The organism is Ideonella livida, from assembly GCF_010499455.1.
Taxonomy (GTDB): domain Bacteria; phylum Pseudomonadota; class Gammaproteobacteria; order Burkholderiales; family Burkholderiaceae_C; genus Ideonella; species Ideonella livida.
The window spans coordinates 13,528-38,799 of the sequence record NZ_JAAGOH010000032.1 but is presented as its reverse complement, the minus strand read 5'-3'; the positions used below and the strand labels follow the sequence as shown (position 1 = coordinate 38,799).

Here is a 25,272-nt window from a genome sequence, read left to right as displayed (position 1 = left end):
GCGTGGTGGAGATCCGCGGCGAGTCGTCGCTCTTTCTGAGCTGCCTGTGCGGCAGTGAACCGCTGCCGTCGATCATCAGCGCGCGCCTGGGTTTTCTGAGCTGCCTGTGCGGCAGTGAACGGCGGCACTAGTCCCGCCGGGTCGTATCTCGTTTTCTGAGCTGCCTGTGCGGCAGTGAACGCCGACCTGCTGACGGCACTGGGGATCAGCGTTTTCTGAGCTGCCTGTGCGGCAGTGAACATGGCCGCCGGATCGCTGACGCTCATTGCCGATTTCTGAGCTGCCTGTGCGGCAGTGAACGTGTCCATGTGGCCCTGCACGCGCTTGGCAAATTTCTGAGCTGCCTGTGCGGCAGTGAACTTCTCCCTCAGCAGGACGTACTCAATCCCCAGTTTCTGAGCTGCCTGTGCGGCAGTGAACGACGACCTCGACTTGCAGCACATCCTGCCCCATTTCTGAGCTGCCTGTGCGGCAGTGAACGCATCAGGCCTGCACGTTGGACTGAACCTGCATTTCTGAGCTGCCTGTGCGGCAGTGAACGAGGTGAGCCTGCGCGACATGGCCCGCCGGGTTTTCTGAGCTGCCTGTGCGGCAGTGAACCGGGCCTGCCCCTGACCCTGCCAGCTCTGACATTTCTGAGCTGCCTGTGCGGCAGTGAACCCTCCTGGGCTGCGCCTTCGCATGGGCCCTGTTTTCTGAGCTGCCTGTGCGGCAGTGAACAGCTCGCGCTGGAATATGCCGAGTACACCCAATTTCTGAGCTGCCTGTGCGGCAGTGAACGTCGCCACGGTCTACAGCCGGGATCGCTTCATTTTCTGAGCTGCCTGTGCGGCAGTGAACGATCCGCGCCAGCGATCGGAAGGGGTACAAATTTTCTGAGCTGCCTGTGCGGCAGTGAACACAGACGGGTATTGGCGGCTGCGCAGCTCCATTTTCTGAGCTGCCTGTGCGGCAGTGAACGAGAAAACCCCGGAAACATCCTGCGTCGTCCATTTCTGAGCTGCCTGTGCGGCAGTGAACAATAGGTGCATATGTCCTGCGGGTTTTACAGATTTCTGAGCTGCCTGTGCGGCAGTGAACGCGGTGAACACCTGCACGCGCTCGCCGGTCTCTTTCTGAGCTGCCTGTGCGGCAGTGAACTCCGGGGTCTTGGTGCTCGGTGAAGCCACTGTTTTCTGAGCTGCCTGTGCGGCAGTGAACGCGATGGGCGTGTGCACACCGCCGGTCTTGGTTTTCTGAGCTGCCTGTGCGGCAGTGAACGAGTCCCCCGCCCACCCCCAGCCGCACGAACATTTCTGAGCTGCCTGTGCGGCAGTGAACTACCTCGGCAGCCAGAGACAAAACCGCCAGGATTTCTGAGCTGCCTGTGCGGCAGTGAACTTTCAGGCCACAACGTCCAGCGTCACTTGAGCTTTCTGAGCTGCCTGTGCGGCAGTGAACGCTTCAGCCGCTGCCGTCTCCTCGTCGCACCATTTCTGAGCTGCCTGTGCGGCAGTGAACACAGTAACCACATTGCTAGGCGTGCTGCTGCTTTTCTGAGCTGCCTGTGCGGCAGTGAACGGATGGTTTGCGGGCACTGCGGTGGCCGATCATTTCTGAGCTGCCTGTGCGGCAGTGAACGCGATGAAGGCGCTTGGCGCGTCGCTGTTGGCTTTCTGAGCTGCCTGTGCGGCAGTGAACTTTCCGGTCGCGTCGTCTCGCCTTCTCCTTCTTTTCTGAGCTGCCTGTGCGGCAGTGAACTAGAAGAGGCTTTTTCTAGACCGTTGATTGTCAAAGAGTTTTGTCCGAACGGCGCCATCAGACCCAAATTTTCAGATCAGGCGTAAGTGATTGATTCTTAAGGACCGTGGGTGGCGCCGGCAATTTTGGGCTGCCAGGTGATCAGAACCAAGGCACGGTGGAGCCGTCCAAACCCATGCCATAGGCATTGAAGGTCCCCGGTTTGGCTGCGGAGACGACCTGCCGCACGAACAGCGGAAAGGGCTGTCCCGTGCTGCGGCTGCGAAGCTGAATGAATGGCAGGTCGAGCTTCTCTGCCGCTTCGGCAGGAAATGCTGCCTCTGCCACTTCGGGGGCTTCGCCCGGATGACGCTTCAACCAACGCCGGCGCAGCCGATTCGGGTTGCTCTGGGCTTGTACCCGCTGCACTACGCGGTGCGCCACCACACTGCCCGGCACCGGCAAGATGTCCGGGTTTGGCTGTTGCAGGTGATCTCGCAATCCAGTCAGCCAGGTGGTAGCCATGAGGAGACCTAGGGTTTGCGCGCTGCCGTGAAGGCGAACGGATCGCCCCAAGCCCCCCGGCCGGGGCCGGTAGGCCGGAAAGCTCAACCCCACACTGCTGGCAGCACCGTGTATGGCCAGTTGGTCAAACAAGGCGCGGTGAAGCTTGTTGATGAGTGCGCTCATCAGCTGGGCTTCGGTGAAGTCCGGGTCTTGATGAAGCGTCAATTCCAGGTAGTGGCTGGTTGGCGCCACCGCACCTTCATCGAAAGGTGCCATGGCTCAGTCCTTGCCCGCGTCGCCAAACACGCCACCCCGGATGAGGGTGGCCACCACGAAGTGTTGCTGCACCAGCTCAGGTGCCCGGTCCTTCAGGATCCAGTTGTCCAGCAGGTTGTAGAAGTCTTGCTTGCCCGCTCCCGGCGCACGGAAGGCCTTGCCCAGCGTGGTAACCGAGCCATACGGCTCCACGGCGATGGGGCCCAGGTCTTCAGCGCCGGGATACCAGGTGTCGATGGTGCGCAGCGCGTTGCCCAGCTTTTGGGAGTGAATGCCCGCCACGCCCTTCACGTGGTACAGCGTCTTGCTCTTCTTGCTGTTGCCCTTGTCCAAGATGAGTTCTTGCGACGGATACACCTCTTGGGCGGCTCCGATGCGTGCAAATGCCGTGACTTGCAGCAGCACATGGCTGCTGCCTGCCAAGCCCTGGGCGATCACATCGGCCAGCGCAGCCAGGTCAGCAGCCTTGGCTGGCGGGGCGTCAAAACTGCGTGTGGGCATGGCCAGGGCGTCAAAGGTCCAGGCTTGGGTGGGTGCGCCCTGCACCAGCTGGGTCACGTGCACCTCCACTTGCTCCGCCCCCACCCGGTTGCGCCACAAGAAGCGGCCATTGGCCAGGTTGAAGGCGTAGCGCCGGGCCAACTCAGTAAAGCCATGGGCCTGCACATAGCTATGTACTGTGGCCAGCAGCTTGGCTTGGTAGTCGGCGTTGTTGCAGGCAGAGGGGGTGCCCGTGCCACCCAACACACGCAGCGTGAAACTGACTTTCAGGGTGTCAGCATCGGCCGGCAGGGCGGCCACATCCACGGTCTGCAGGTTGGGGTTCTCGATCTGGGCATCCAGCTTGGCCGGGTCTTGGTCCTTGGCCTTGAGCCGGTTGGAGATGGTGCCGCGCACCGACTTTTCATTGATCGTGACCGGCGCCCACGCTTTGGCGTCAGCGCGGGCATCCCAGCGGCCGGAGAAGAGTTGGGCGTCAGACGGGTCCAGCTTGCGCTCAAAAGCGAGCACAGAAGCGGTCTTGAGAGCGATTTCCTTGGTAGCCATGAAAGATCTCCTTGAAGTTCAGTGTTCAGCCGTTGATGGCTTCTGGCGCCCAAACGGTTGGGCTGGGGGTGTACTCATTGACGCAGCGGTACAGCGCGTGGGCGCTGTCCTCTGCGGTGGGTGGGGTGTAGACGGGGAACCAAACCAAGTCCGCCAGGCTGCGCAGGCGATGGGGGCTGATCCACTGGCCCATGGACCAGACGGTCTCCACAAAGCGCACGGGTGTGCTGCGGTCGCGTGCGCCCGCCACCGTGCCCGGGGCCTGCAAGGGGGTGAGCCCGGCAAAGCCCACAGGAATGGGCACCGTCCACCCCGCGCGGGGTGCCGTGGTCCAGGTGGCTGGCGTGGCGTCAGTGGGTTCACCGTCGTGGTCTGGTGCCAGCGCGGCTTGGCTGTTCCAGCGAGAGAGGTCCAACCAAGCGTCCAACACCGTGGTGGCGGGTTCGGCCTGCCGCATGTGGGCCAAGTGGTTCTGCAACAAGTCATCGCGCGAGACCAAGGCAAAGCCCGGCATCCACTGCCGCGCCAGCTTGCGGAACTGCGCCCGCCCTGCCTCGGCGTCCTCAACATCCGCCAGCAAGGCCAGGCTGGGGTGGCCCTTGCGCCGCGCACCTGTCCCTACCCCGCCTATGGGTGGCAGCACGCTACCCCCCGCCAAGCGCATGCTGGCAAGCGTGTGGCCCACACGCGCTGCCAGGGCAGCGCGTTCAGCGTCACCCACCAGCTCTTTGGCCAGGTCCACGGAGAAGACCAGCGTCAGGTCCAGGTGGATCCGCCCTTCTTCCACCAAGGCGGCGCTGCTGCCGTCTGCCAGCACGGGGTGCCGGCTGAGGTGAAACGCTCGGGTATAGCCCCCGGAAACCTGCGCTTCATAGCCGTGGCAGACCACCCCAACACCCAGAAAGGCGATGCCGGCTTGCGGGCCCAGCCGCCGCTCCAGCGCTGTCATCAGGCCGGTGAAGGCCGTCATGGCCGGGAAGCCCCAGGTCAGCGGGCTGGAGATGGCGTTGGCACCCTGCACCCGCAGGTGCGGCAGCACCAGCACGGCGGCGCGGTCAGGGGCGGAGAGTTGAACCGTGTCGGTCGTCACAGCGCGCCCTCCCGCTCGGCCAGTTTGAACAGCTCACGCGCCTGCTTGCGCCAGTGCTGGTACTCCGGATCCGCCATGGCCAGTGATTCACGCAGTTGTTGGTTCAACCAGCGCGCAAAGGCGGCCGCCATCTCGTCCAGGGCGTCATCTCCGGGTTCAGGGGCAGCCTCAGGGTCCAGCCACGCCTTTTGGGCTTGGGGCAAGTGGCAGGCCGGGTCTTGGCTCCAGCCGGGTGGCAGGGTGTGCTGCTCAGCGGTCAGCTGCATGAGTTCATCCAAGAGTTGCTCCACCAAGTCGGCGCGGTGGCCGCGCGTGCGCTGGTTGTTGGCGGGGTCCGTTTCCAAGAACTGACGCAGCGACTTGAGGAGGTTCCGCACGCTCTTGCGCCAGGCCATGGCCTCAAACATCGAACCCACGCCCAGCAGGGGCTTGACCGCTGCGGACTCCCACACCGGCGGGAGAGAGGCCAGCAGCAGGTTTTGGCCACGCCGTTCACTGTTGAGCTGGCTGATGTTCTGAGGATTGCTACCTCCCATTTGACGGCAGGCCAGCTGGGGGTACTCGCGCAGTGGGTGCGAGCTCCAACGACCTGCATTGGACGCAGCCCATGCCGCTTTGGCGGCATCACCAAAGCGGTCTTCCTGCAGCGTCAAGTGAACCTCATGCACCAGTGAGGTGGGGAACAACGGCGCCAACAGGTGAAAGTCCGCATCGCTGTGGGGATTGGTGCCAGTGAACCAGTACAACTGCTTGGCCAAAGTGTGCGAAGCCAGCAGACCAATTGGCTGAGCTAGGCTCGCGAAAGCAGCGAGCCATTGAGCCGCTTCAGCAGGATCGGTGCTGAAAGCCGAGGCGAGGTCAATGTCTGACTCGACACATAAGACCCAAAGCGTCTTATCTAGGAACGGAAGCTTCAGAAACTGGTAGACGTCCAAATTGCGCGCGTCACACACTACATCTGCTTCAAAGCGCTGGCCAAGCGCATGACTGCCCAACTCCGATAGCGGCGCCAAGGTACTGGGCAAGCAGTACAGATTTGTACCTTTGGCGTCAGGGTGGATTGGCTTGAGGGAATGGGTAACGGCTTGAACTTTTTCGACCCGACGAGCGGCGTCTGCGAGCCAAGTCTTGTATTCGAACTTTGCATAAAGCGCCGCTCGGCCGGACAGTTGCTCAGCGCCAAGCTTTTCGACCGCTTTCTCCTTCTTGTCTAACTTCTCCAGCTTGTCTGCCAGCCGCTGCTGAAGAAAGCCCTCTATCAAGGCGCGCAAGGCCTCAGTTCGCTGTGGATCGGGTGGTGCCATCTTTGCTCTCCCAGAAAAACCGGTCATCAAACTTGTGTCAACCAACTATGCCGTGGTGGCGCTACACGCCTTTGGCAAAGCCCAACATCGGGTGATATCGCCAGCCGCCGGCGCTCTCCGGCACGGTCACGGTGCCAAAGCGCTCGGCGCACTGGCGCAGTGACAAGCCTTTGGACTCGGCAAGCTCGGAGAGGGCGGTCTCGTAGTCGGGCACCGCCCAAGGGGCGACACGCTCAGCTTGGAGGGCCCCGTCGTCGATGGACACACAAGCTTCGCCTTCTACTGGCCGGTAAAGCTTCTTATGTCCTGGACCCATGAGCTGATGCAGCTTGATGTCGCCGTCTTCATCTGGCAACCGGGCCACCGTGACCTCGTGCTGTGTGGTCTTGCGGAACGGCTGCTTCTGTTGCAACAAGGCGGTGAGTTGCGCGCGCTGTGTGGCAGCCTGCCACCAACTGCTGGCATTGATGGCGGGCGCTGCTGGCGCATCGCTCTGCGCCGCAAGGGCCCTGGCCCGTGGGTTGGCGGTGCGCGCGGGCGGGGGCACCGAAGAGCGAGGCAGCATGTCGTGCTGCAGCCGCGCGTGCTCCAGGTCAGACAGGTAACGCTGCGGCTCCAGGCTGCCTCCTGCTGGCAGGCACAGCCGCGGGCGGGCGTCGATGACCGGCAGTTCCTCCGGGCGCAACAGCGTCTTCATGTCATGGCTGCGCAGCGAAAACGGTGAACCCGGGGCGCCTTCAAAACCGGGCCAGCAGAAGGCGGCTGTTTGCGGGCTGCGCTGGCTACGCAGGTTGTGCTGCAGGATCAGGATGTTGGGCTCCGTGACCGGGCCCCCGTGGTGGCGGCGCACCCGCCCACACAACTGAATGAAGGACCGCATGGAAGACGGCTCCACCACAGCCCAGTCGTAGCAGTGGTCCCGCCCCACCTCCGTGACCGGGCTGCCCAGCACGATGAACAGGTGGTCCGGCTGCTCGGTGGCATCCAAGCGCTGGCGGATGCTGGGGCGTGAGAACACGGCTTCAGGCTTATGGCGCTGCAAGGTGGCGTCCAGCTCATGCTCAATGGCTGAGCGCACCAGTTGCGGATGGCGTGCGTGGTACACGCAAACATGCAGTTGCACCCCTGCGGGCGGCACCTGCTGGTACAGAGCCAAGGCCAGTTCAAACAGGGGTTCAATGTTGGCCAGGCGCACCAGGCCAAAGCTCACACGCCGCCCCGTCACCGGGTCAATGCTGTGATGGTGGTGGTGCAACTGCCCAGCCGCCTGCATCAACTGTGCGGCCAGGTCCGCCGCCAGATCGGCCATGCCCATGCCGCTGGGCAGTGGCTGGGCCGGCCAGGGCCACAGGGCGGCCCGCCGGCGGGGTGAGGCCGCCTCTTGGGCCAGGCGGGCGTGGCGCCGCTGGGCAAATTGCTGATGCGTGGCCAAGAAGCTTTCACCATCTCCGCAGGGCTGGGCCTGTTGCTGGAACTCATCGACCCAGGCGCAGCAAACGGGCTGGGCGGCCACTTGGCCGGGGCGATCTGCGCAGTGCCGTTGGTGGAGCTGGCGGCCCTGGCGATAGGCCTCAAACAGCCCGTGCACCAGCGCCGGCGGCAGCGTGGCAGAAGACAACAGCACCCGGGCGCCCAGCAAGCCGGCCCAGTTCACCAAGCGGGTCAAGGCCGGCAGGTCCGACAGGTCAAAGTCATCTGGCTCATCCAGCACCAAGTCGCCACTGAGCAGGCGCAGCATGGGGGCAATCTGCCGGCCGCCGCGTTGGCTCTCCGTCGCGGGTGCCAGGTGGTCAATGGTGCAGACCAAGAGCGGCGCCACCAGCAGCTTGCGCACGGTGGGGTCAGCCACGGCGCGGCGCAGCAGCGGGTCGGCATCCACCGCGCCGCCAAAGTCCACATGCCCGTCTTCGTCCAGCAGCGCTTGCTGAGAGGCTGAACCAGTTTTTTCGGCCCGCGCTTCGTGAAACTCAAACAGCGCCTGGCTGGCCGACCCGCCCACGCGCACGGCCAATTGGTCATCGTCCAGCCGGAGCATGTCCCGAAACGCCCGGCCGGTCTGCAGCGTGAGCGTGCGCAAGCCCATGGCAAAGGCACAGCGCATGCCCACGGCAGGGTCGGCCAGCGCATACATCATGCGGGCATTGCCCAGCGTCTTGCCGCAGCCGGTAGACGCCATGTTGACGATGAACGCCCCCTGGCGGCGCGAGTCATCGCGCAGGCCACCAGCCAACTCTGCCGCGCGGTCTTGCCAGCGGAACCGATCCAGCTTGGCCCGCTTCTTGAGCAGGGGATGCTCCCCCAGATGCGGCAGGTTCTGCGCCACCTGCGGCAAAAAGCGTCCCACCAGCGCGCCCAGTTGGGCCACCCCCACCAGATGCTCATCCAAGCCTTGGTTGCGCCCACCTTGGGCCGTGGTGTTGGCCCACAGCGGAAAGCCTGGTGCGCCCTTCACCCGGTCAGGGTGCGAGCCCTGCAGGCTGGAATAGTGGTGGTCCGCCAGCATCAGGCACAGGCGGCTGAGGTGCATCACAAAGGCATCGGCGGGAACGGCCTGCACCGCTGGGCCCGCTTGGGCCAGAACCTGCAGCAGGCCACGCGCCACGCGGCTGGCCCGTTGGCGCCAGGCGGTTTGGGTGACCATGGGCAGGCCATGGGGAAAGGTCCAATAGGGGCGAAAGGCCTCGGCGTCCAGCTCCTTGAGGCAGGCATCCTCGTTCCAAGAGGACGCCAGCTCTTGCAATGGGTCTACCAACGTCGCAGGCTGAAGCACTTGCTGCTCTTGGGACCGATGGGGCAACTGAGGCAAGCGGTGGTGGGTGACCACCAACCAACCCAGTGCGGCCGCCAAGGGGGCATGCGCCAGGGCCTTGAACGGCGAGGGTTGTGGGCCGTCCAGATGGTCACGCCGCAAGTGGGTCAGCCAGGCCGCGTCGTCAGCCGCCGTGGGGGCTGCCAAGCGCTGCAGCCACTGCGCGTCAGGGTCTGAGCCGACAAACGACTCCAGCAGGCGGAGTGACACCCACTCATGCCGGATGAGGTTCTTGCCTTCCAAGTTGCCAGACAGGCGCATTTGGAAAGCCTGCGTGGCCTTGCCCAAGTCGTGCAGCAGGCCGGCCAAGTCAGCCAACAGGCGAATCAGCCCGGCCGATTGCCAGGTGTCTTCATCCTTGGCTCGCAACACATCGCGGGTGGTGGTGTTGGTGGGCACGGCGCCTTGGGCATTGAAGCGGCTGCGGTCGCCCACCACCCACAACAGCTCAGAGTGGTCGATGCCCCGGATCCAGTGGCAGGCCACGGCGGTGTTCTTGCGCGCCGAAGTTCGCAGCAGACGGCGCAGGGTGTCCAGCCCATCTTGCGTGATGGGGGTCTGCCAGGTGCGGTCACCCCGCCGCTCGGCGAACTGGTCCAGGATCCGGCGGGTCTGCGTGAGGGCCCGCTTGTCGCACTGGGAGATCAGCAGGATGTTCACTTCTGCGCCCCCGCCTGAACTTGTTGCCCCAAGGCCGTTGCCGTGGCCTTGAGTGTGTCAATCATGAAGTCCAGCGCCTCGCTGCGGGTGAGCGCTTCCACACAAGCTTGGCGGAAGGCCTGTTCGCTGTGGCCCCGCATGGCGGACACAAAGGCCTGGGGCAGGATCACCGCGTCCTTGACCAGATCGGCCACGTCAAACACCAGGCCGCCGCGCCGCGTTTTGCCGTGCAACACGGCCAATCCGTGCGGCAAACCCAGCACCCAGCAGGCGGTGGCCCCCAGCCCGTAAGCCAGGTAGTTGCCATGGTCCAAGAACTGGTTGGCCGGGCCATCGCCGCCTGCGGGTTGGTCGTCACCACGCTTGGCGCGGGTGAACTCGCCGTAACGAGTGGCTTGGGCGGCCAAACGGTACAGCTGCTTGGTGAGCCGAGCCTCCTCTGTGAGCAAGGCCGTGTGATCCGGCGCCATGGCCTGGGCCGAGGCACTGCCCAACACCAAGGATTCCAGCGCCTGGCCATCGGGCTCAAAGCCCTGCTCTTTGAGTGCTTTGGACTGGATCCAGTGGTCACGCAGCCGAAGCAGCCGCGCCTTCTGGAACATCTTGGCAGCCTGCAGGCGCAGCGGTTCGTCAAACCAAAAGCGCACCCATTGCTGCAGGTACTCGGTGGGCCGGTACTCGCTTTGCGGCGGCATCCAGGCGACTTCCAGCGTCGCCTCGGTGCCGGCGAACAAGGGCGTGCCGCCGCCCCCGCAAAAACCCACCATCACCCCGGCCTTGACCAACTCCCGCATGGCAGCCTGGGTGATGGAGGTGCCCGTGCCCAGCAACACCGTGGTGGTGTTGGCAATGGGAATGTTCCAGTACTGCTGCTGTTTGCCGCGTTCGGTGAGGTACTCCACCCGCCCACCGTTGACCAACACCCGGCAATGCTCTAGGTAGTACAAGTTGGCACGCTTGGAATGCAGGATGGTCTTCAGATCACTGGCATGTATCTCGTCCATGGCCGCCCCTAAACATTTTTCCAACCATCTTGCCAGGCCAAAGGCTCATGGGACGACACCGTAACCAAACACCACTCAAGTTGAATTTACGCGCCGCCCCCCTCAATCCAACACGTGAAACCGGTCCGGACTGGCCGGGAGCGGCAGGCTGTCGGCATCGCACAGCTCCAGCAGGCTGCGTTCGATGGTCAGGCACATGGCGTTGAGGGGGAGGTCGTTGGGTTCGGTACCGAAGGGTTCTTCCAGCTCGCAGGCGATGGCGTCTAGGGCCATGAAGGCGTAGGCGATAAAGACGGAAACGACGGGGGTGAGCACGCCAGCGGCGCTGACCAGGCTGAAGGGCAGCAGAGTGCAGTAGACGGTGACGGTGCGGTGCAGCAGGACGCTGTAGGCGTAAGGGATGGGAGTAGCGGCGATGCGTTCGCAGCTGCCGTGGTAAAGGGTAAGTTCGTCGAGGTTGCGGTCCATGGACTGGACGGCAACCTCGCTCAGGCGGCCTTCGGTGTGCTGGCGGCGCACCCAGGCGGCCAGCTCACGCAGCAAGCGCACGCAGGGGTACTGGGCGCGGGCCACGGCGGCAGCAAGGTCGGCGGGCAGCAGGCGCTGCAGGTCGGCCTGCGCGGCGGGGCTGGCCAGGCTGTGGCGCAGTTGGTGGCGCAGCACGCTGGCCAGCGCCACCAGCAGGTGGCAGAACTCGCGCACGGCGGGGTCGGTGGGGGCACGGCCGGTCAGCGTTTGCGCCTGCCGCAGCAGGCAGCGTGAGGCCACAAGCAGGCCGCCCCAGAGCTTGCGCGCTTCCCAAAAGCGGTCGTAGCTGACGCTGTTGCGAAAGCCCAGGAAGATGGCCAGGGCAATGCCGATGAGACTGAACGGCGCGGTGGACAGCTCCAGTCCGTGGCCCTTGAGCCAAGGCATGAGGCAGACGGCAAAGATGGCCAGCGCGCCGTTGAGTCCCAGGCGGAACAGGATGTGGCGCAGCACGGAGCCGTGCCACACCAGGAGCAGTTGCAGCCAGTGCTGGCGGGGGCGAACGATCATCGGCAGGATCCGAACAAGCTAAGGGAAAACCCTCATTTTGTCCGGGCCTGCTCACCGCGGCCTGACGGGGCGTGGTCTGCGCCCAGACGGGCCCAACCGTTGAGGCGTCAGCCCCTCCCCCACCGCCCCAGCAGCGCCGAGATGTCCGCCGGCCCGGTGCGGCAGCAGCCGCCGATGAGGCGGGCGCCGCAGTGGGCCCAGTCCTGGGCGTGGTCGGCCAAGGTGGCGGCGGTGCCACCGGCATGGGCGGGGTCGGCACGCCAGGTCTTGCTGACGGCGTCGTAGACCTCGCCGCCGTTGGGGTAGGCCAGCAGGGGTTTGGTGGTGTGCGGCCGGGCGCTGGCCAGCAGGGCGGCCACGTGCTGGGGGGCGGTGCAGTTGACGCCCAGGGCCAGCACACTGGCGAAGGGTTCCAGGGCGGCGGCGCAGTCGGCCAGGGGCTGGCCTTCGCAGGTGTGGCGGGCGTCGCGGCAGGAGAAGCTGATCCAGCCCACGGCCTGTTCCGTGTCCATCAAGGCGGCCAGGGCCAGGGCTTCGGTCAGGCTGGGCAGGGTTTCGCAGGCCAGCAGGTCCGCCCCGGCGCGGGCCAGCACCTGCAGGCGCGGGCGGTGAAAGTCCGCCAGGGCCTGGGGGCTTTGGCCGTAGTGGCCGCGGTATTCGGAGCCGTCGGCCAGGTAGGCGCCGTAGGGGCCCACGCTGGCGGCCACCAGGGGGCGGTGGCGGCCGGCCACGGGCTGGGCGGGGTCGGCGGGCGGGGTGGCCAGACCGGCGGCGGCGCCATGTTCAGCGCAGTGTTCGGCCCAGAAGCGGTTGCGGGCGTTCACGGCCAGTTGCACGGCGCGGCGCATCAGGTCGGCGGCCTGGTCGGGGTGCAGGCCACGGCGGGCAAAGCCTTCAAAGGTGGCCTGGTAGCTGGCGGTGGTGGCCACGTCCGCGCCGGCGCGGAAGTAGTCCAGGTGCACGGCCTCGATCAGCTCGGGCTGTTCCAGCAGCACACGGGCTGACCAGAGCGGGTCGTTCAGGTCGGCACCGCGGCGCTCCAGCTCGGTGGCCAGGGCGCCGTCCAGTAGCAGGTGGCCGCCCTGGGCCAGGAAGGGGGCCAGGGGGTTGGGGCAGGCGCTGTGCATCACGGGTTGGCCGAGGCGGCGGTGGTGGACGACGGGGCGGTGGCGGCAGCGGTGGGCACGCTGCCCGGCAGCGCGGTGGGGGCGGCGCCAAACCAGCGGGTGTGGATCTCGGCGTAGCCGCCGTCGGCCAGCAGCTTGACCAGGCCGTCGTTGAGCTGGGCCAGCAGGGCGGCGTTGCCCTTCTTGACGACCAGGCCGTACTGCTCGGGGATGAAGCTGGGGTCTTCCACCGATTTGAAACGGGCGCCGGGGTGGTGGGCCACGTAGTGGGCGATGACGCCGTTGTCGGCCACCACGGCGTCCACGCCGCCGGCATCCAGCTCCTGGAGGGCCAGGGGAGTGGATTCAAAGCGCTTGAGGCGGGGGTTGGTCTTGCCCAGCAGCTGGCTGACGACCTCGTCGCCGGTGGTGCCGGTCTGCACGGCCACGCGCAGGGGCTTGAGGTCGGCAAAGCGCTGCACCTTGGAGGCGGCGGGCACGGCGATGAGCTGGCGCGCATCGAAGTACGGGGCGCTGAAGTCCATGGTCTGCGCCCGCTCGGGGGTGATGGTGATGGCCGAGACCAGGATGTCACGGTCGCCCTGGGCCAGGGTGTTGAACATGCCTTCCCAGGGCGTGTTGACGAACTTGACCTCGATGCCCGCGCGCTGGGCCACGGCCTTGACGAGGTCGATGTCAAAGCCCTGGATCTCGCCGCGCTCGTTCTGGAACTCGAATGGGGCGTAGACCGCATCCGTGCCCACGGTGTAGATGCGGGCGGCCGGTGCGGCGGCCGGGGTGGGGGCAGACGCGGTGGGGGCGGCGGGCGCCTCGGTGCGGCCGCAGGCGCTCAGCAGGGTGGCCAGCAGCGGGGTGGCCAGGGCAGCGCCCAGAGTGAAGGTGCGGCGGCGCAGGGTGGCGGGGGGGGTGGTCATGTCGGGGGGTGTCGTGGGGAATGGGGAGGGGTCAAGCGCGCAGGGCTTGGTCCAGGTCGGCTTGCAGGTCAGGCAGCGCCTCCAGGCCCACGCTGAGGCGAAAGACCCCGTCGCCGGCATAGCGGCGGTATTCGGCCAGGCCGGCGGGGGGCAGCGCGTAGCTGCGCATCATGTCGTCGGTGCCCAGCAGCACCACGAGGCTGCGCTGGTGGCCCAGCGAGAAGGCGTAGTGCACCAGGCGCAGGCGCTGGGCCAGCTGGCGCGCCATGGCCTCGGGCTGCGGGGTCTGAAAGGTGAGGACCGCGCCAAAGCCGCCGGGCATCTGGCGGCAGGCCAAGGCGTGCTGGGGGTGGCTGGGCAGGCCGGGGTAGGTGACGGCACTGACTGCCGGGTGGCCTTGCAGCCAGTGGGCCAGGGCGGCAGCGCTCCGGCTGGCCTGGGCCAGGCGGGCGCCCAGGGTGTCCAGACCGCGCTGGATGAGCCAGGCGGCCTGGGCCGAGAGGCAAGCGCCCAGGTACACGCCGGCGCGGCCGCGCAGCCGGGCCACCAGCGCGCGGGCGCCGATGACACAGCCCCCCAACGCGTCGCCATGGCCGTTGATGAATTTGGTCAGCGAGTGGATGACCAGGTCGGCCCCCAGGCTGAGCGGGCGGCTCATCACCGGCGTGGCCAGGGTGCTGTCCACACTGAGCAGGGCGCCGTGGGCGTGGGCCAGTTCGGCCAGCGCGCCCAGGTCGGTCAGGCGCAGCAGGGGGTTGCAGGGGCTCTCGGCATGGATGAGGCGGGTCTCGGGGCGCAGCGCGGCGCGCACGGCGTCCAGGTCGCTCAGGTTGACGGCGCTGACCTGGATGCCGAAGTCGGGCAGCAGCTTGCGCATCAGCTCATGGGCGCCGGCGTAACACACATCGCTCACGATCAGGTGGTCGCCCGCGCGCAGCAGGCCCAGGCAGGTGGCGGCCACGGCGGCTACGCCGCTGGCGGTGCACAAGGCGTCTTCACCGCCTTCCACCGCGGCCAGGCGTTGTTCCAGCTGGCGCACGGTGGGGTTGCCCCAGCGGGCGTAGAGGAAGGGCAGCGCGGCCAGGTCGTCCACGCCGTCGGCCGAGAAGGCCGCGCTGCCGGGGTCGAAGCCCTGGTTGACCGAGGCGTCGAGCACCGGCTGGAGGGAGCGGGTGCCGGGGTCGGGCCGCAGCGCGGCGTGCAAGGCCAGGGTGGCGGGGTGCAGGGCGGGCGTGGCGGGCGTGGCGAAATCTTCAGCAGGCATGGCCGCGCCAGTGTCCGCAGGCCGGGCGCGGCCTGGCCGTGTTGTTGGGGTGGCAGGCGCGGCTTGGCGGCATGCGGGCGGACCCGGACGCGGGCGGGCGGCGTGCGCTGCCTACACTGCCGGCCATCATGTCCCGTGTTCCTGCCCTGCCCCCACCGGAGGCCGCCGCCGCCGCCACAGGCGCCTGCCCGGCGCTGGATGACTTTGACCGCCACCTGCTGGCCTTTGTGCAGCAGGACTGCACGCTGAGTGCCGAGCACATGGGGGCGGCCATCGGCCTGTCGGCCTCGGCCGTGCAGCGGCGGCTCAAGCGGCTGCGGGCGCAGGGCGTGATCCAGGCGCAGGTGGCCGTGCTGGACCCGGCGCGCGTGGGCCGGGGCGTGACGCTGCTGGCCGGCCTGCAGATCGACCGGGACAACTATCCGGTGCTGGCCGCGCTGCGCCCGCGCCTGGCGCAGGATGCCGCCGTGCAGCAGGCCTGGTATGTGACAGGCCAGAACGACCTGATGGTGGTGGTGCAGGTGGCCAACATGGCGGCCTACGACGCCTGGTGCGCAGCGCTGATGCAGGCGCTGCCGCAGATTGGCCGCATCACCACGCAGGTGGTGATCGAGTCGCTCAAGCGCGGACTGGTGGTGCCGGTGGAGGCGCCGGTCTAGTCACCCTGGATCGACCGCACCCCGCGCGGTTCACCTGCACCACCGCCGGCCCGGCGCGGTTATCGTGGCCGCATGCCCCAAGCCACCACGCCCACCGTGCACTTCCACAGCCAGACGCTGCTGTGGCCGCTGCGCCTGCTCACGCCAGCCGGTCATCCAGGCATGCCGCAGCGCCGCCCCTGGCAGTGCCTGGACGGGGCGGGCGCCGACTGCCCCTGGCAGCCCTTCACCGAACGCTTCGGGCCGCAGGGCGAGGGCTTTGCCGAGCGGCATTACCACGAGTTCGTCACCTTTTTGCCCTATGTGCAGCGCTTCCTGTACGGCGGTGCGGGCGAGCAGGCAGCGCTGCGCCTCTACCGCCGGCACGACGTGGCGGCGCTGCGGGTGCAGCTGGCGCCGGGGCAGGCCCCCATCACGCTCAAGGTGGACCACATCGAGCTGTTCTTCTTTTTTGATGTGGACCTGATCTTCCTGAAGGTGGCGCTGCAGGGCCAGGGCCTGACGCTGGCGCAGTCGCAGGAGCTGATGTACCGCCTGGGCCGCGGCTATCCCAGCGGCTGGGACGCCCAGGGCAACGCGGTGCACGCGCCGGCCCAGGTGGAGTGGCTGGGCGCTCAGGATCAGGTGCTGACCCGCTCAGACGCGCAGCAGCAGCAGCCCTTTCTGGCCCAGGTGGCGCGCCAGCGCATGCCCCGGGTGGCGGCCGACTGGGCCTGGCTGCTGCAGCCCCTGGTGGCCGACGGCAGCGCCGAGGCGCCGCCCCAGGCCTGGCGCTACCGGCAGATCGAGTACTACCGCATGCCGCTCATGGCGTGGCTGGCCCTGGACGACCCGCGCGCCCTGAGCCGGGCCGACTTTGTGCGCCTGGGTCTGGTCACCGGCGCGGCCGGGCCCGACGCGGCCCTGCCCTTTGCCGAGGCGCACCTGGCCGACTTTGAGGCCCGCCACTGCATCGACCGCTTCTGGCTGGACGGCGGCGGGGCGCCGCGCACCCGCTACCTGGCCAGCGGCCATGCCCTGGTGGTGGTGGGCGACGCGCACGCGCCCTTCTTCACCTGCGCCGAGCGCGGGGTGCTGGCCCAGTTCCGCCACGAGCACTTTCTGCTGTTCCTGATCGCGCACTTCCAGAAGGCGGCACTGCTGATGTTTGCCGACCGGCTGGCTGAGAGCCTGCGCGCGCTGGACGTGCAGGACGCCGAGAGCGTGCGACGCTTCAAGCGCAGCATCCGCGCCAATTTCGAGGGCTTTCTGCGCTTCACGCACCGCTACTGGTTCCATGAGGTGGCGGAGCAGGCGCACGCCCGCGACCTGTTTGCCCGCACCGCGCGGCAACTGGAGAGTGAGGCCCTGTACGCCGAGGTCAAGGAACGCATCCGCGACATGAGCGACTACCTGGACGCCGACAGCATCCGCCGGCAGGCCAACACCGTGGTGCGGCTGACGGTGGTGACCATCCTGGGCATGGTGGGCACCACCACCACCGGCTTTCTGGGCATGAACCTGCTGGACGAGGCGGGCGCCCCCGGCTGGCAGAAGCTGCTGTGGTTTGCCGCCATCGGCGGCGGCAGCCTGGCGCTGACGCTCTACACCATGAGCAAGTCCAAGCGCCTGTCGGACTTTCTGGACGTGCTCAGTGACGAGCGCCTGCGCTGGTGGGACAAGCTGCGCGCTCTGGCCGGGGTGTGGCGCTGAGCGCGCTGCCGTGACGGCGGCCCCGGCCGCCCGGGCGCACCGCCCGGGCCCTGCCTCAGCGCAGCCGCTCCAGCCGGTAAGCCCGGGTCTCGCCCGTGCGGGTGTTGCGCGCCTCGCCCGTGATATAGCCGTTCTGGCTCAATGCGGTGGCGGTGCTCAGGCGCCAGCCGGCATCGCGCAGGCGCTGGGGCAGTTGGGTGTTGAGGTCACGAATGCCACCGGCACGGCGCCACAACACGGCCCGGCGCTGAAAGTCGGGCGCGGTGCAGTAGCCGACGATGTCGCCGTGGTCGTTGACGGCAAAGGCCTCACAGCGGCTGTTCGGGTCGTCGGCCAGGGTCGGCAGCGTCGTGGCCTGCCCGTCCTGCCAGCGCATGGCGTACAGATGGTCCATGGCCCAACCCGTGGCGCGATAGCCCACCGCCACGCCCTGGGCGTTCACGCCCCGGGCCAAGGTGCCGTCGTCGGGGTGCAGGGCGCCCAGATCGGTGAGCTGGCGGCCGCGCCAGAGCGCGGCACGGGGGAAGGGATCAAACCCGGCGCTGCGGTGGACTTGGCCCACCGTCCAGCCGCCACTGGCGATGCCGTAGGCAAAGGAGGTGCATCCCTCACACAGCCCCTTCAGCAGCGAGACCGCGCCGGTGGGGTCCCAGCGCACCGCCTGCCATTGGTCAGCCACCAGGGCCAGACCCGCCGTCATGCCCGACGGGGCGATGGCGGTGGCCACCGACGCGGCATCGTCGCCGTCCGGCGAGCGCAGCGGGGTGCGGCGGCCGTCGGCATGCCAGACCATGCCCTGTGAGCTGAGCTGGCCCACCACGTCGCCCACGTCGTTGAGGCCGTAGGGCACGGCGTAGCGGTCCAGCGCCTGCGGCTGACCCTCCACCCAGCGGATGGCGTTGTATTCGGTGCTGAAGGCACGGCCTGCGACGGTGCCGCTGCTGTTCACACCCAAGCCATCGGCACTGCTGGTGCCCGGGGGGCTGACCATCAGCTTGAGGCGGTAGGCGGTCTCCGCCTGGGCCCCCAGGGCGACTGCGGCCAAGGCCGCGGCGGTCAGCCACTTCAGGGGCCGCAGGGAAATGGGCATCTGTGCGCTGCGCGCCTGCAGCCCGGAGACTTGCTTCAGTACGGGGTTCATCGGTCTCCCTCCTGTTGGAAATGCGAAAGTGGAATGTCCTCGCGGACGCATTGTGGTGTGGCTGGCGTGGCGGCGGCATGACGTAACAGGGGATGCCGCGGACACATGGTGCCGTCACAAACTTCCTCTACCCTGCGGGGCCCTGTGCCTGCACCGCCCTTGTGGACCCGCCGCCATGTCCCTGCCTGATGACGACCACGCCACCTTGGTGGCCCGCCTGCGCCGTGACCTGATGGACGGCTACGACGAAGAAATCGAGATGGAGATCGAGGACCGCTCGGTCGATGAGGCACTGGGTCTGCTGCAGGCCAGCGAGGGCGAGCGCAGCGAGCGGCTGCACTACTTCAGCACCCTGTTCCGCCTGCAGCGCGAGCTGGTCAAGCTGCAGGACTGGGTGGCCGGCACCGGGCAGAAGGTGGTGATCCTGTTCGAGGGCCGCGACGCCGCCGGCAAGGGCGGCGCCATCAAGCGCATCACCCAGCGCCTGAACCCCCGCGTGTGCCGCACCGTGGCCCTGCCCGCGCCCAACGACCGGGAGCGCACGCAGTGGTACTTCCAGCGTTATGTCTCGCACCTGCCGGCCGCCGGCGAGATGGTGCTGTTTGACCGCAGTTGGTACAACCGCGCCGGCGTGGAGCGGGTGATGGGCTTCTGCACCGAGGACGAGGGTGAGGAGTTCTTCCGCTCGGTGCCCGAGTTCGAGCGCATGCTGGTGCGCTCAGGCATCCGGCTGATCAAGTACTGGTTCTCGATCACCGACGACGAGCAGCACCTGCGCTTCCTGAGCCGCCTGCACGACCCGCTCAAGCAGTGGAAGTTGAGCCCCATGGACCTGGAGAGCCGCCGCCGCTGGGAGGACTACACCAAGGCCAAGGAGGCGATGCTGGAGCGCACCCACATTCCTGAGGCGCCCTGGTGGGTGGTGCAGGCGGTGGACAAGAAGCGCGCCCGGCTGAACTGCATCGCCCACCTGCTGGAGCAGTTCCCGTACCACGACATCGAGCGCGAGGAGGTGGAGCTGCCGCGGCGCGAGCGCCACCCCGACTATGTGCGCCACCCGGTGCCGCCCGAGATGTTCGTGCCCGAGCGGTTCTGAGCCCGCCGGCGCGGGCGGCGGGGTTCAGGGACGCAGGCCCTGCACCGCCAGGTAGCCGTCCAGGAACTCCTCGAAGCTGCCGGTCTGCTGGGCCTCGATGCGGGCCTGCGCGGTGAGCGATTCCGTGGCCAGGCGGGCCCAGTGGGCCTGCTGCGGCGGCGCCAGCGGTGCGGCCAGGCAGACCTGGCGGGTGGCCTCGGAGCGGGCGCGGCCAAAGCGCAGGTGCTCGCCGCCGTGCAGCTCGCGGGTCTCGGCCAGCACGCGCGAGGAAGGCAGGCCCTCGGGCGCGGCCAGCGCCGCCTGGGCCCGCGCCACCGCCTGCTGGTGGGCCTCGCCGCTCTGCAGGGCCTCGTCCACCACCGCGGCGATGCGGGCGCAGTCGGCCAGCAGCTCGGCGGCCCAGTCGCGCAGCGGCTGGCTCATGCCATCGCGCTCCAGCAGCAGGCCGGGCTCGCGGCCGTAGCCGGCGGTGCGGTGCTGGTTGCGGCCCAGGGCGGCGATCTCCTCGGGCGTTTCGGGTGGGCTCTCGGCCAGCAGGCAGTGCAGCAGGAACACGTCCAGGAAGCGCGCGGTCTCCTCGCTGATGCCGGTGGGGCAGAAGGGGTCCAGGTCCATGCAGCGGACCTCCACGTACTCCACGCCGCGCTGGCGCAGGGCATGCAGCGGGCGCTCGCCTGGGCGGATGGTGCGCTTGGGACGGATGGTGCCGTAGAACTCGTTCTCGATCTGCAGCAAGGTGGTGCTGAGCTGCTGCCAGCGCCCGCCCTCGTCGCGCAGGCCCACGGCCTCATAGGGCGGGTAGACGCGGGTCATGGCGTCCTCCAGGCTGGCGCCGTAGCCCTCCAGGCCGTTGTAGCTCACCCGCAGGCTGGCCTGGGCGTCGCTTTGATAGCCCAGCCGGCCCATGCGCAGCGAGGTGGCGTGTGGCAGGTGCAGGGTGTGGGCGCCCAGCGGCTGCAGGCCGTGGGGCAGGCCGGCCACAAAACAGGCGCCCACGGCGGGCGACGCGCCAAAGAGGTAGAGCAGCAGGAAGGAGTGGCGGCGGAAGTTGCGGATCAGGCCGAAGTAGTCGGCATCGCTGGCGCCGGGGATGGACCAGTTGTAGTGGATGCCGGAGATGGTCTGCATGCGCCGGCCGTAGCGGTGGCCCAAGCCGCGGCGGTAGACGGTCTTGGCCTGGCCGATGTGCGAACGTCCGTACTGGCCCAACGGAATGTCGGCGTCGGCCGGCAGGCGGCAGGGCATGGAGGACACCCACATGCGCTCCTCCTCGCCCAGCCCGCGGGCGACCACCTGGTGCAGCGCGGTCAGCTCGGCCAAGGCCGCCTCCACGCTGGTGTGGGCGCCGGTGACCAGCTCCAGCTGCGATTCGCTGAAGTCCGTGGTGATGTGGGGATGGGTCAGCGCCGCGCCCAGGGCCAGGGGGTGGGGGGTGAAGGCCAGGGCGCCGTCGGGGCGGGCGCGCAGGCTCTCCTTCTCGATGCCGCGGCGCACGCCCTGCAGGCGTTCGCGGCGAAGAAGAGGCAGTTGCTGGTGCAGTGAAAGGGTCAAGACCCGTCTCCTGGAGGATGGGGATGCGGTGCGGGCCCCGATTGGACGTCATTTGCACGAATGGCGTGCGACAGCGGGCCTTTTCCGGCGCTGGCCGGCTGCAGGACTCTTGATGATGGTCAGAACGCGGACACCGGCGCCCCTGGTGCCGTTCTTGCTTGACGACGGACAAGGTTCCTCCACCATGTGTCTCATCCTCAAGAAGCCAGCCGGCCGGACCATTCCGGCGGATTTCCTCCAGCACGTCTGGCAGCACAACCCTGACGGCTGGGGGCTGTGCCACCGCGCCGGCACGCCCGACGCCCCGCGCCTGGCCTGGACCAAGGGCATGGCCCTGGCCGAGCTGCTGGTGCACAACGCCCACCTGCCCCGGGAGGCCGAGGCCTGGCTGCACCTGCGCCGGGCCACCGTGGGCCCGGTCAGCCACGACATGGCCCATCCCCACCTGGTGCGCGACACCCCGCAGGGCGGCCTGCTGCTGCTGCACAACGGCACCCTGGAGACGTTGCGGCCCGGGGCCGCCCCGGCGCCCTGCTCCGACAGCGCGGAGTTGGCCCGTCTGCTGGGAGAGCTGATGCACGGCCTGGAGGAGGCGCAAGCGGCCCGCCTGCTGCGCAGCCCGGCGCTGGCGCGGCTGCTGCAGCCGCTGCTGGCCGGCTCCATGGTGGTGCTGCTGGATGCGCAGGGCGAGGTCTGCCTGGGCCGTGACTGGGTGACGCTGCAGGCCGGGCACTGGTCGGCCGACATGGCCGGCCTGGCCGTCTCCAACCTGCAGGCCTGGCAGCCGCGCGGGCTGGAGCCCCAGGCCACGGGCCTGAACGGGACCGCCAGCCCCTGGTGGCAGGCCTGGCACGAGCGCGCGCGGCAGTCGCGGCGCGGCCGTCTGGCCCGCGCGTCCTGAAACTCAAGGGCAGGCGGGGCGCGGGTTTGACGCCACGCAACGCCGCCGTGTGAAGTCTTGCGCGCCGCCCAGGGTCTTGCCGACTTCAGGGGCCGCCTGGCGGTCCGATACGGCACAGGCAGGCGGCGTCCTCCGCCCTGCGGCCGCCAGCCCCCCCTGCGGGGTGGAGGGCGCCTTCCCTCACCTCTCCTGACTGCCACCGCCCATGAACCGCACCAACTTGCTCTGCTGCTCCGTCGTCCTGGGCCTCTGGACCGGCCTGGCCCAGGCCAACGACCCCAAAGCCACCATCACCGCCCTGGACGCCCGTCTGGCCAAGATTGGCCCGGCCAAGGTGGAAGGCACCGACAAGGCCGGTGAGCGCACCGTGCCGGCCATCTACTTCGGGGCGCGCAAGCTCAACAACAACTACGACGTGGTCGACGAGGTGCGCAAGGCCAATGGCGCCACGGCCACGGTCTTCGTCAAGGACGGCGAGGAGTTCATCCGCGTCTCCACCAACGTGCTCACGCCCGAGGGCAAGCGCGGCGTGGGCACGCCACTGGCGCGGGCCAAGGCCTATGAGGCGCTGATGAAGGGGGCCGAGTTTTGCGGCGATGTGGACGTGCTGGGCACCGCCTTCGCCGCCTGTTACCACCCCATCAAGGACGCGGGCGGCAAGGTCATTGGGGCCACCTATGTCGGCTACAAAAAGTGAGTGATCGCCACCGGCAACCCGCCCGACCCACCTGACCCACCGAAGGAAACCCCATGTCCGCCCCTCCGACCCTGCGCCAAGCCTGGGACCGCCTGCGCATCGGCACCCAGCTGATGCTGGCCTTTGGCCTGGTGCTGGCCTTGCTGGCCAGCCTGGCTGCGGTGTCCTACCTGGCCCTGCATCAGGTGGCCAACGCCTCGGGCACGCTGGCGCGCCAGTGGCTGCCGGGCGCCGGCGAGCTGGCCCGCAGCCGCGCCGCCCTGCTGGAGGTGCGGGAGTTCGAGGTCAAGCTCAGCCGGGCCGCCGACACCAGCTACCTGGCCGAGTACACGGAAAAGCAGGACGCCGCGCGCCAGCGGCTGCAAGCCAGCCTGCAGGCCTACCAGGGCTTCGGGCTGCGGCCCGACCCCGCGGCCGAGGACAAGCTGGCCAAGGCCCTGGAGGACTACCGCACCCAGGGCGACCGCATCCGGCAGCTGGCCCAGGGCGGCAAGATGGACGATGCCCGCGACATCGCCGACGGCGCCGGCCAGATGAGGGCCGATGAGGCCCTGGCCGCCCTGGATGCCACGGTGGCGGCGCACTTCAAGGCCGCCGAGGCCTACGCCACCCAGGCCGAGACCGAAGACGCCCAGGCGCGCCAGTGGGTACTGGCGCTGGCGGCGGGTGCCTTGGTGGCGGGGCTGGGGATGGCGGGCTTCATCACCGCCCGGCTACGGGCACAGCTGGGGGGCGAGCCCGCCCAGGCCGTGGCCCTGGCCGCCGCCGTGGCACAGGGCGACCTGGCCACCCCGGTGCACCTGCGGCCGGGCGACCAGCACAGCGTGATGGCCCAGCTGCGGGCCATGCAACAGGGGCTGGCGCGGGTGGTGCGGCAGGTGCGTGAAGGCTCTGAAGAGGTGGCCACCGCCAGCGCAGAGATCGCCTCGGGCAACAACGACCTGTCGGCGCGGACCGAGCAGCAGGCCAGCGCCCTGCAACAGACCGCGGCCTCCATGGAGGAGCTGGGTACCACGGTGCGCCACAACGCCGACAGTGCCAACCAAGCCAACGCCCTGGCGCAGGAGGCCAGTCAGGTGGCCAGCCGCGGCGGCGAGGCGGTGGGTGAGGTGGTGGAGACCATGCGCCGCATCAACGAGAGCTCACGGCGCATCGCCGACATCACCGGCGTGATCGACGGCATTGCCTTTCAGACCAACATCCTGGCGCTGAACGCGGCGGTGGAAGCCGCCCGCGCCGGCGAGCAGGGCCGCGGCTTTGCCGTGGTGGCGGGCGAGGTGCGCACCCTGGCCCAGCGCAGCGCCGATGCGGCCAAGGAGATCAAGAGCTTGATTGCGGCCAGCGTGGAGCGGGTGGAGCAGGGCACGGCCCAGGTGGACCGCGCCGGCAGCACCATGCAGGAGGTGGTGGGCGCCATCGGCCGCGTCTCCAGCATCGTGGGCGAGATCAGCACGGCCAGCCGCGAACAGAGCAGCGGCGTGCAGCAGGTGGGCGAGGCGGTGAGCGCCATGGACCAGGCCACGCAGCAGAACGCGGCGCTGGTGGAACAGAGCGCCGCCGCGGCCGAGAGCCTCAAACAGCAGGCGCAGCAGCTGGTGCAGGCGGTGGCGGTGTTCCGCGTGGGCGGCTGAGCACGCCCCGCGCGGCGACGCCACCGGCGCCGCCGGCCCTCACTTCTTGCCGCTGCGCAGCTTGTCCAGCGCCGCCTGGGTCTCCACCCACAGGTCCATGCCCACGTTGACGCCGATGCCGGCGTTGACGCGGGTGAGCTTGGTGCGCATGCGGGCGGCTTCGGCCGGGCTCAGCTCGTTGATCTGCATGCCCTTGGCCTTGAGCTCGGCCAGCGCCTTGGTGGCCTCGGCGCGGGTGTCCTGGCGCTCAAAGGCGCGGCTGGCCACGGCGGCATCCTTCAGGACCTTCTGCTCGGCCGGGCTGAGCGTGTCCCACCACTTCTTGCTGACCGTGAGGATCCACGGGCTGTAGACGTGGTTGGTGATGGACAGGTACTTCTGCACCTCGTAGAACTTGCTCGACAGGATGGTGTTGTACGGGTTCTCCTGGCCGTCCACCGCCTTGGTCTCCAGGGCACTGAACAGCTCGGAGAAGGGCAGCGGCACCGCGTTGGCGCCCAGCAGCTTGAAGCTGTCGAGGAACACGTTGTTCTGCATCACCCGCAGCTTGATGCCGTCCAGGTCTTCCACCTTGTTGACCGGGCGCTTGTTGTTGGTGAGGTTGCGAAAACCGTTCTCCCAGTACACCAAGCCCACCAGGCCCTTGTCCTGCAGCTTGTCCATCACCTTCTGGCCGATGGGGCCGTCCAGGATGACATCGGCCTCGGCGGCGGTGTTGAACAGGAAAGGCGTGTCCCACAGCGCCATCTCCTTGGTGATGCCCACCAGGGTGGCGGTGGAGCCCACCATCATCTCCTGCGCACCGCCAATGAGGGCCTGCTGCATCTGGGTGTCCGGGCCCAGGGCGGCCGCACCGATGGCGCGCACCCGCATCTTGCCGCCGCTGGCCTTCTCCACCTGCTCGGCAAAGAACTTGACGGCGCGGCCTTGGTTGCTCTGCTCATTGAGGCCGTAGCCAAAGCGGATGAGGCGCGGCTTGATGTCCTGCGCGGCAGCGGCCAGGGGCGCGGCCAGGGTGCAGGCCGCCACGGCGGCGGCGGCCAGGGCAGAGAAAGTGCGGCGGGCGAGGGTCATGGAGTCGTCTCCTGCTTTGGGGCGCCTGCGGGCGCCGGTCTGGTGAAAGGGAAAAGGCGGCGCCGGTGCGC

19 protein-coding genes and 1 CRISPR repeat array (1 of these 20 only partly in view) are annotated in these 25,272 nt (G+C 68.2%); of the genes, 6 read left to right on the top strand and 13 right to left on the bottom strand.

The features are described 5' to 3' along the window. Nucleotides 1–1,740: direct repeats of the CRISPR family, unit length 28 nt; unit sequence TTTCTGAGCTGCCTGTGCGGCAGTGAAC (it extends 3,868 nt beyond the left edge of the window). Nucleotides 1,741–1,881: 141 nt separating this feature from the next. The 10 genes from cas6f to G3A44_RS19105 form a co-directional block, all read right to left on the bottom strand. Continuing rightward, entirely contained in the window at nucleotides 1,882–2,502 is a 621-nt protein-coding gene (gene cas6f, locus G3A44_RS19150; RefSeq protein WP_203561478.1) for a type I-F CRISPR-associated endoribonuclease Cas6/Csy4, read from the bottom strand. A 3-nt stretch (nucleotides 2,503–2,505) separates the two neighbouring features. Beyond that, nucleotides 2,506–3,549 carry a type I-F CRISPR-associated protein Csy3 gene (csy3, locus tag G3A44_RS19145; RefSeq protein WP_163459357.1) on the bottom strand — a complete coding sequence of 348 codons (1,044 nt, stop codon included), beginning with the start codon at nucleotides 3,547–3,549 and terminating at the stop codon, nucleotides 2,506–2,508. Between the two features lie 25 nt (nucleotides 3,550–3,574). After that, nucleotides 3,575–4,639, bottom strand: coding sequence for a type I-F CRISPR-associated protein Csy2 (gene csy2 / locus G3A44_RS19140; protein WP_163459356.1), 1,065 nt, complete (start codon nucleotides 4,637–4,639; stop codon nucleotides 3,575–3,577). After that, the gene (gene csy1, locus G3A44_RS19135; protein ID WP_163459355.1) at nucleotides 4,636–5,943 is read right to left on the bottom strand and encodes a type I-F CRISPR-associated protein Csy1; all 1,308 of its coding nucleotides are present in this window, start codon (nucleotides 5,941–5,943) and stop codon (nucleotides 4,636–4,638) included. Before csy1 ends, csy2 begins: the two co-directional genes overlap by 4 nt. 61 nt (nucleotides 5,944–6,004) lie before the next feature. Next, the gene (gene cas3f / locus G3A44_RS19130) at nucleotides 6,005–9,412 is read right to left on the bottom strand and encodes a type I-F CRISPR-associated helicase Cas3f (RefSeq protein ID WP_163459354.1); all 3,408 of its coding nucleotides are present in this window, start codon (nucleotides 9,410–9,412) and stop codon (nucleotides 6,005–6,007) included. Beyond that, complete coding sequence (cas1f, locus tag G3A44_RS19125; protein ID WP_163459353.1) at nucleotides 9,409–10,416, bottom strand: type I-F CRISPR-associated endonuclease Cas1f; 1,008 nt, start codon at nucleotides 10,414–10,416, stop codon at nucleotides 9,409–9,411. The genes cas3f and cas1f overlap by 4 nt, the downstream gene beginning before the upstream one ends. Nucleotides 10,417–10,518: 102 nt before the next feature. Next, nucleotides 10,519–11,454 carry a bestrophin family protein gene (locus tag G3A44_RS19120; protein ID WP_163459352.1) on the bottom strand — a complete coding sequence of 312 codons (936 nt, stop codon included), beginning with the start codon at nucleotides 11,452–11,454 and terminating at the stop codon, nucleotides 10,519–10,521. A 107-nt stretch (nucleotides 11,455–11,561) separates the two neighbouring features. After that, the gene (gene mmuM, locus G3A44_RS19115; protein ID WP_163459351.1) at nucleotides 11,562–12,581 is read right to left on the bottom strand and encodes a homocysteine S-methyltransferase; all 1,020 of its coding nucleotides are present in this window, start codon (nucleotides 12,579–12,581) and stop codon (nucleotides 11,562–11,564) included. Next, nucleotides 12,581–13,495, bottom strand: a complete 915-nt coding sequence (locus G3A44_RS19110; protein WP_163459350.1) for a basic amino acid ABC transporter substrate-binding protein — start codon at nucleotides 13,493–13,495, stop codon at nucleotides 12,581–12,583. The genes mmuM and G3A44_RS19110 overlap by 1 nt, the downstream gene beginning before the upstream one ends. A 31-nt stretch (nucleotides 13,496–13,526) precedes the next feature. Continuing rightward, nucleotides 13,527–14,759 (bottom strand): trans-sulfuration enzyme family protein, encoded by a 1,233-nt coding sequence (locus tag G3A44_RS19105; RefSeq protein ID WP_163459349.1) that lies wholly within the window; start codon nucleotides 14,757–14,759, stop codon nucleotides 13,527–13,529. A 128-nt stretch (nucleotides 14,760–14,887) separates the two neighbouring features. Here G3A44_RS19105 and G3A44_RS19100 point away from each other — a divergent pair, with 128 nt between their 5' ends. Together G3A44_RS19100 and G3A44_RS19095 are read left to right on the top strand one after the other, a co-directional pair. Further along, on the top strand, nucleotides 14,888–15,418 hold the full coding sequence (locus tag G3A44_RS19100) for an Lrp/AsnC family transcriptional regulator (protein WP_163459348.1): 531 nt from the start codon (nucleotides 14,888–14,890) through the stop codon (nucleotides 15,416–15,418). Nucleotides 15,419–15,490: 72 nt separating this feature from the next. After that, on the top strand, nucleotides 15,491–17,110 hold the full coding sequence (locus tag G3A44_RS19095; protein ID WP_163459347.1) for a magnesium transporter CorA family protein: 1,620 nt from the start codon (nucleotides 15,491–15,493) through the stop codon (nucleotides 17,108–17,110). Nucleotides 17,111–17,165: 55 nt separating this feature from the next. Here G3A44_RS19095 and G3A44_RS19090 read toward each other — a convergent pair whose 3' ends face one another. Continuing rightward, on the bottom strand, nucleotides 17,166–18,251 hold the full coding sequence (locus tag G3A44_RS19090) for a hypothetical protein (protein ID WP_163459346.1): 1,086 nt from the start codon (nucleotides 18,249–18,251) through the stop codon (nucleotides 17,166–17,168). 175 nt (nucleotides 18,252–18,426) lie between these two features. Here G3A44_RS19090 and ppk2 point away from each other — a divergent pair, with 175 nt between their 5' ends. Next, a complete protein-coding gene (ppk2, locus tag G3A44_RS19085; protein ID WP_163459345.1) occupies nucleotides 18,427–19,347 on the top strand; it encodes a polyphosphate kinase 2 in 921 nt (306 codons plus the stop codon). A gap of 24 nt (nucleotides 19,348–19,371) precedes the next feature. Here the strand turns inward: ppk2 and gshA are convergent, their stop codons facing one another. After that, nucleotides 19,372–20,898 (bottom strand): glutamate--cysteine ligase, encoded by a 1,527-nt coding sequence (gene gshA, locus G3A44_RS19080; RefSeq protein WP_163459344.1) that lies wholly within the window; start codon nucleotides 20,896–20,898, stop codon nucleotides 19,372–19,374. Between the two features lie 184 nt (nucleotides 20,899–21,082). On the opposite strand from gshA, the gene G3A44_RS19075 reads away from it, so the two are divergent. The 3 genes from G3A44_RS19075 (at nucleotide 21,083) to G3A44_RS24175 (ending at nucleotide 24,127) form a co-directional block, all read left to right on the top strand. Continuing rightward, entirely contained in the window at nucleotides 21,083–21,799 is a 717-nt protein-coding gene (locus G3A44_RS19075) for a class II glutamine amidotransferase domain-containing protein (RefSeq protein WP_163459343.1), read from the top strand. A gap of 205 nt (nucleotides 21,800–22,004) precedes the next feature. Then, nucleotides 22,005–22,496, top strand: a complete 492-nt coding sequence (locus G3A44_RS19070) for a Cache 3/Cache 2 fusion domain-containing protein (RefSeq protein ID WP_163459342.1) — start codon at nucleotides 22,005–22,007, stop codon at nucleotides 22,494–22,496. Nucleotides 22,497–22,549: 53 nt separating this feature from the next. After that, the gene (locus tag G3A44_RS24175) at nucleotides 22,550–24,127 is read left to right on the top strand and encodes a methyl-accepting chemotaxis protein (RefSeq protein WP_310734417.1); all 1,578 of its coding nucleotides are present in this window, start codon (nucleotides 22,550–22,552) and stop codon (nucleotides 24,125–24,127) included. A 39-nt stretch (nucleotides 24,128–24,166) separates the two neighbouring features. Here G3A44_RS24175 and G3A44_RS19060 read toward each other — a convergent pair whose 3' ends face one another. Beyond that, nucleotides 24,167–25,201 carry a TRAP transporter substrate-binding protein gene (locus G3A44_RS19060; RefSeq protein WP_163459341.1) on the bottom strand — a complete coding sequence of 345 codons (1,035 nt, stop codon included), beginning with the start codon at nucleotides 25,199–25,201 and terminating at the stop codon, nucleotides 24,167–24,169. Nucleotides 25,202–25,272: the final 71 nt, after the last annotated feature.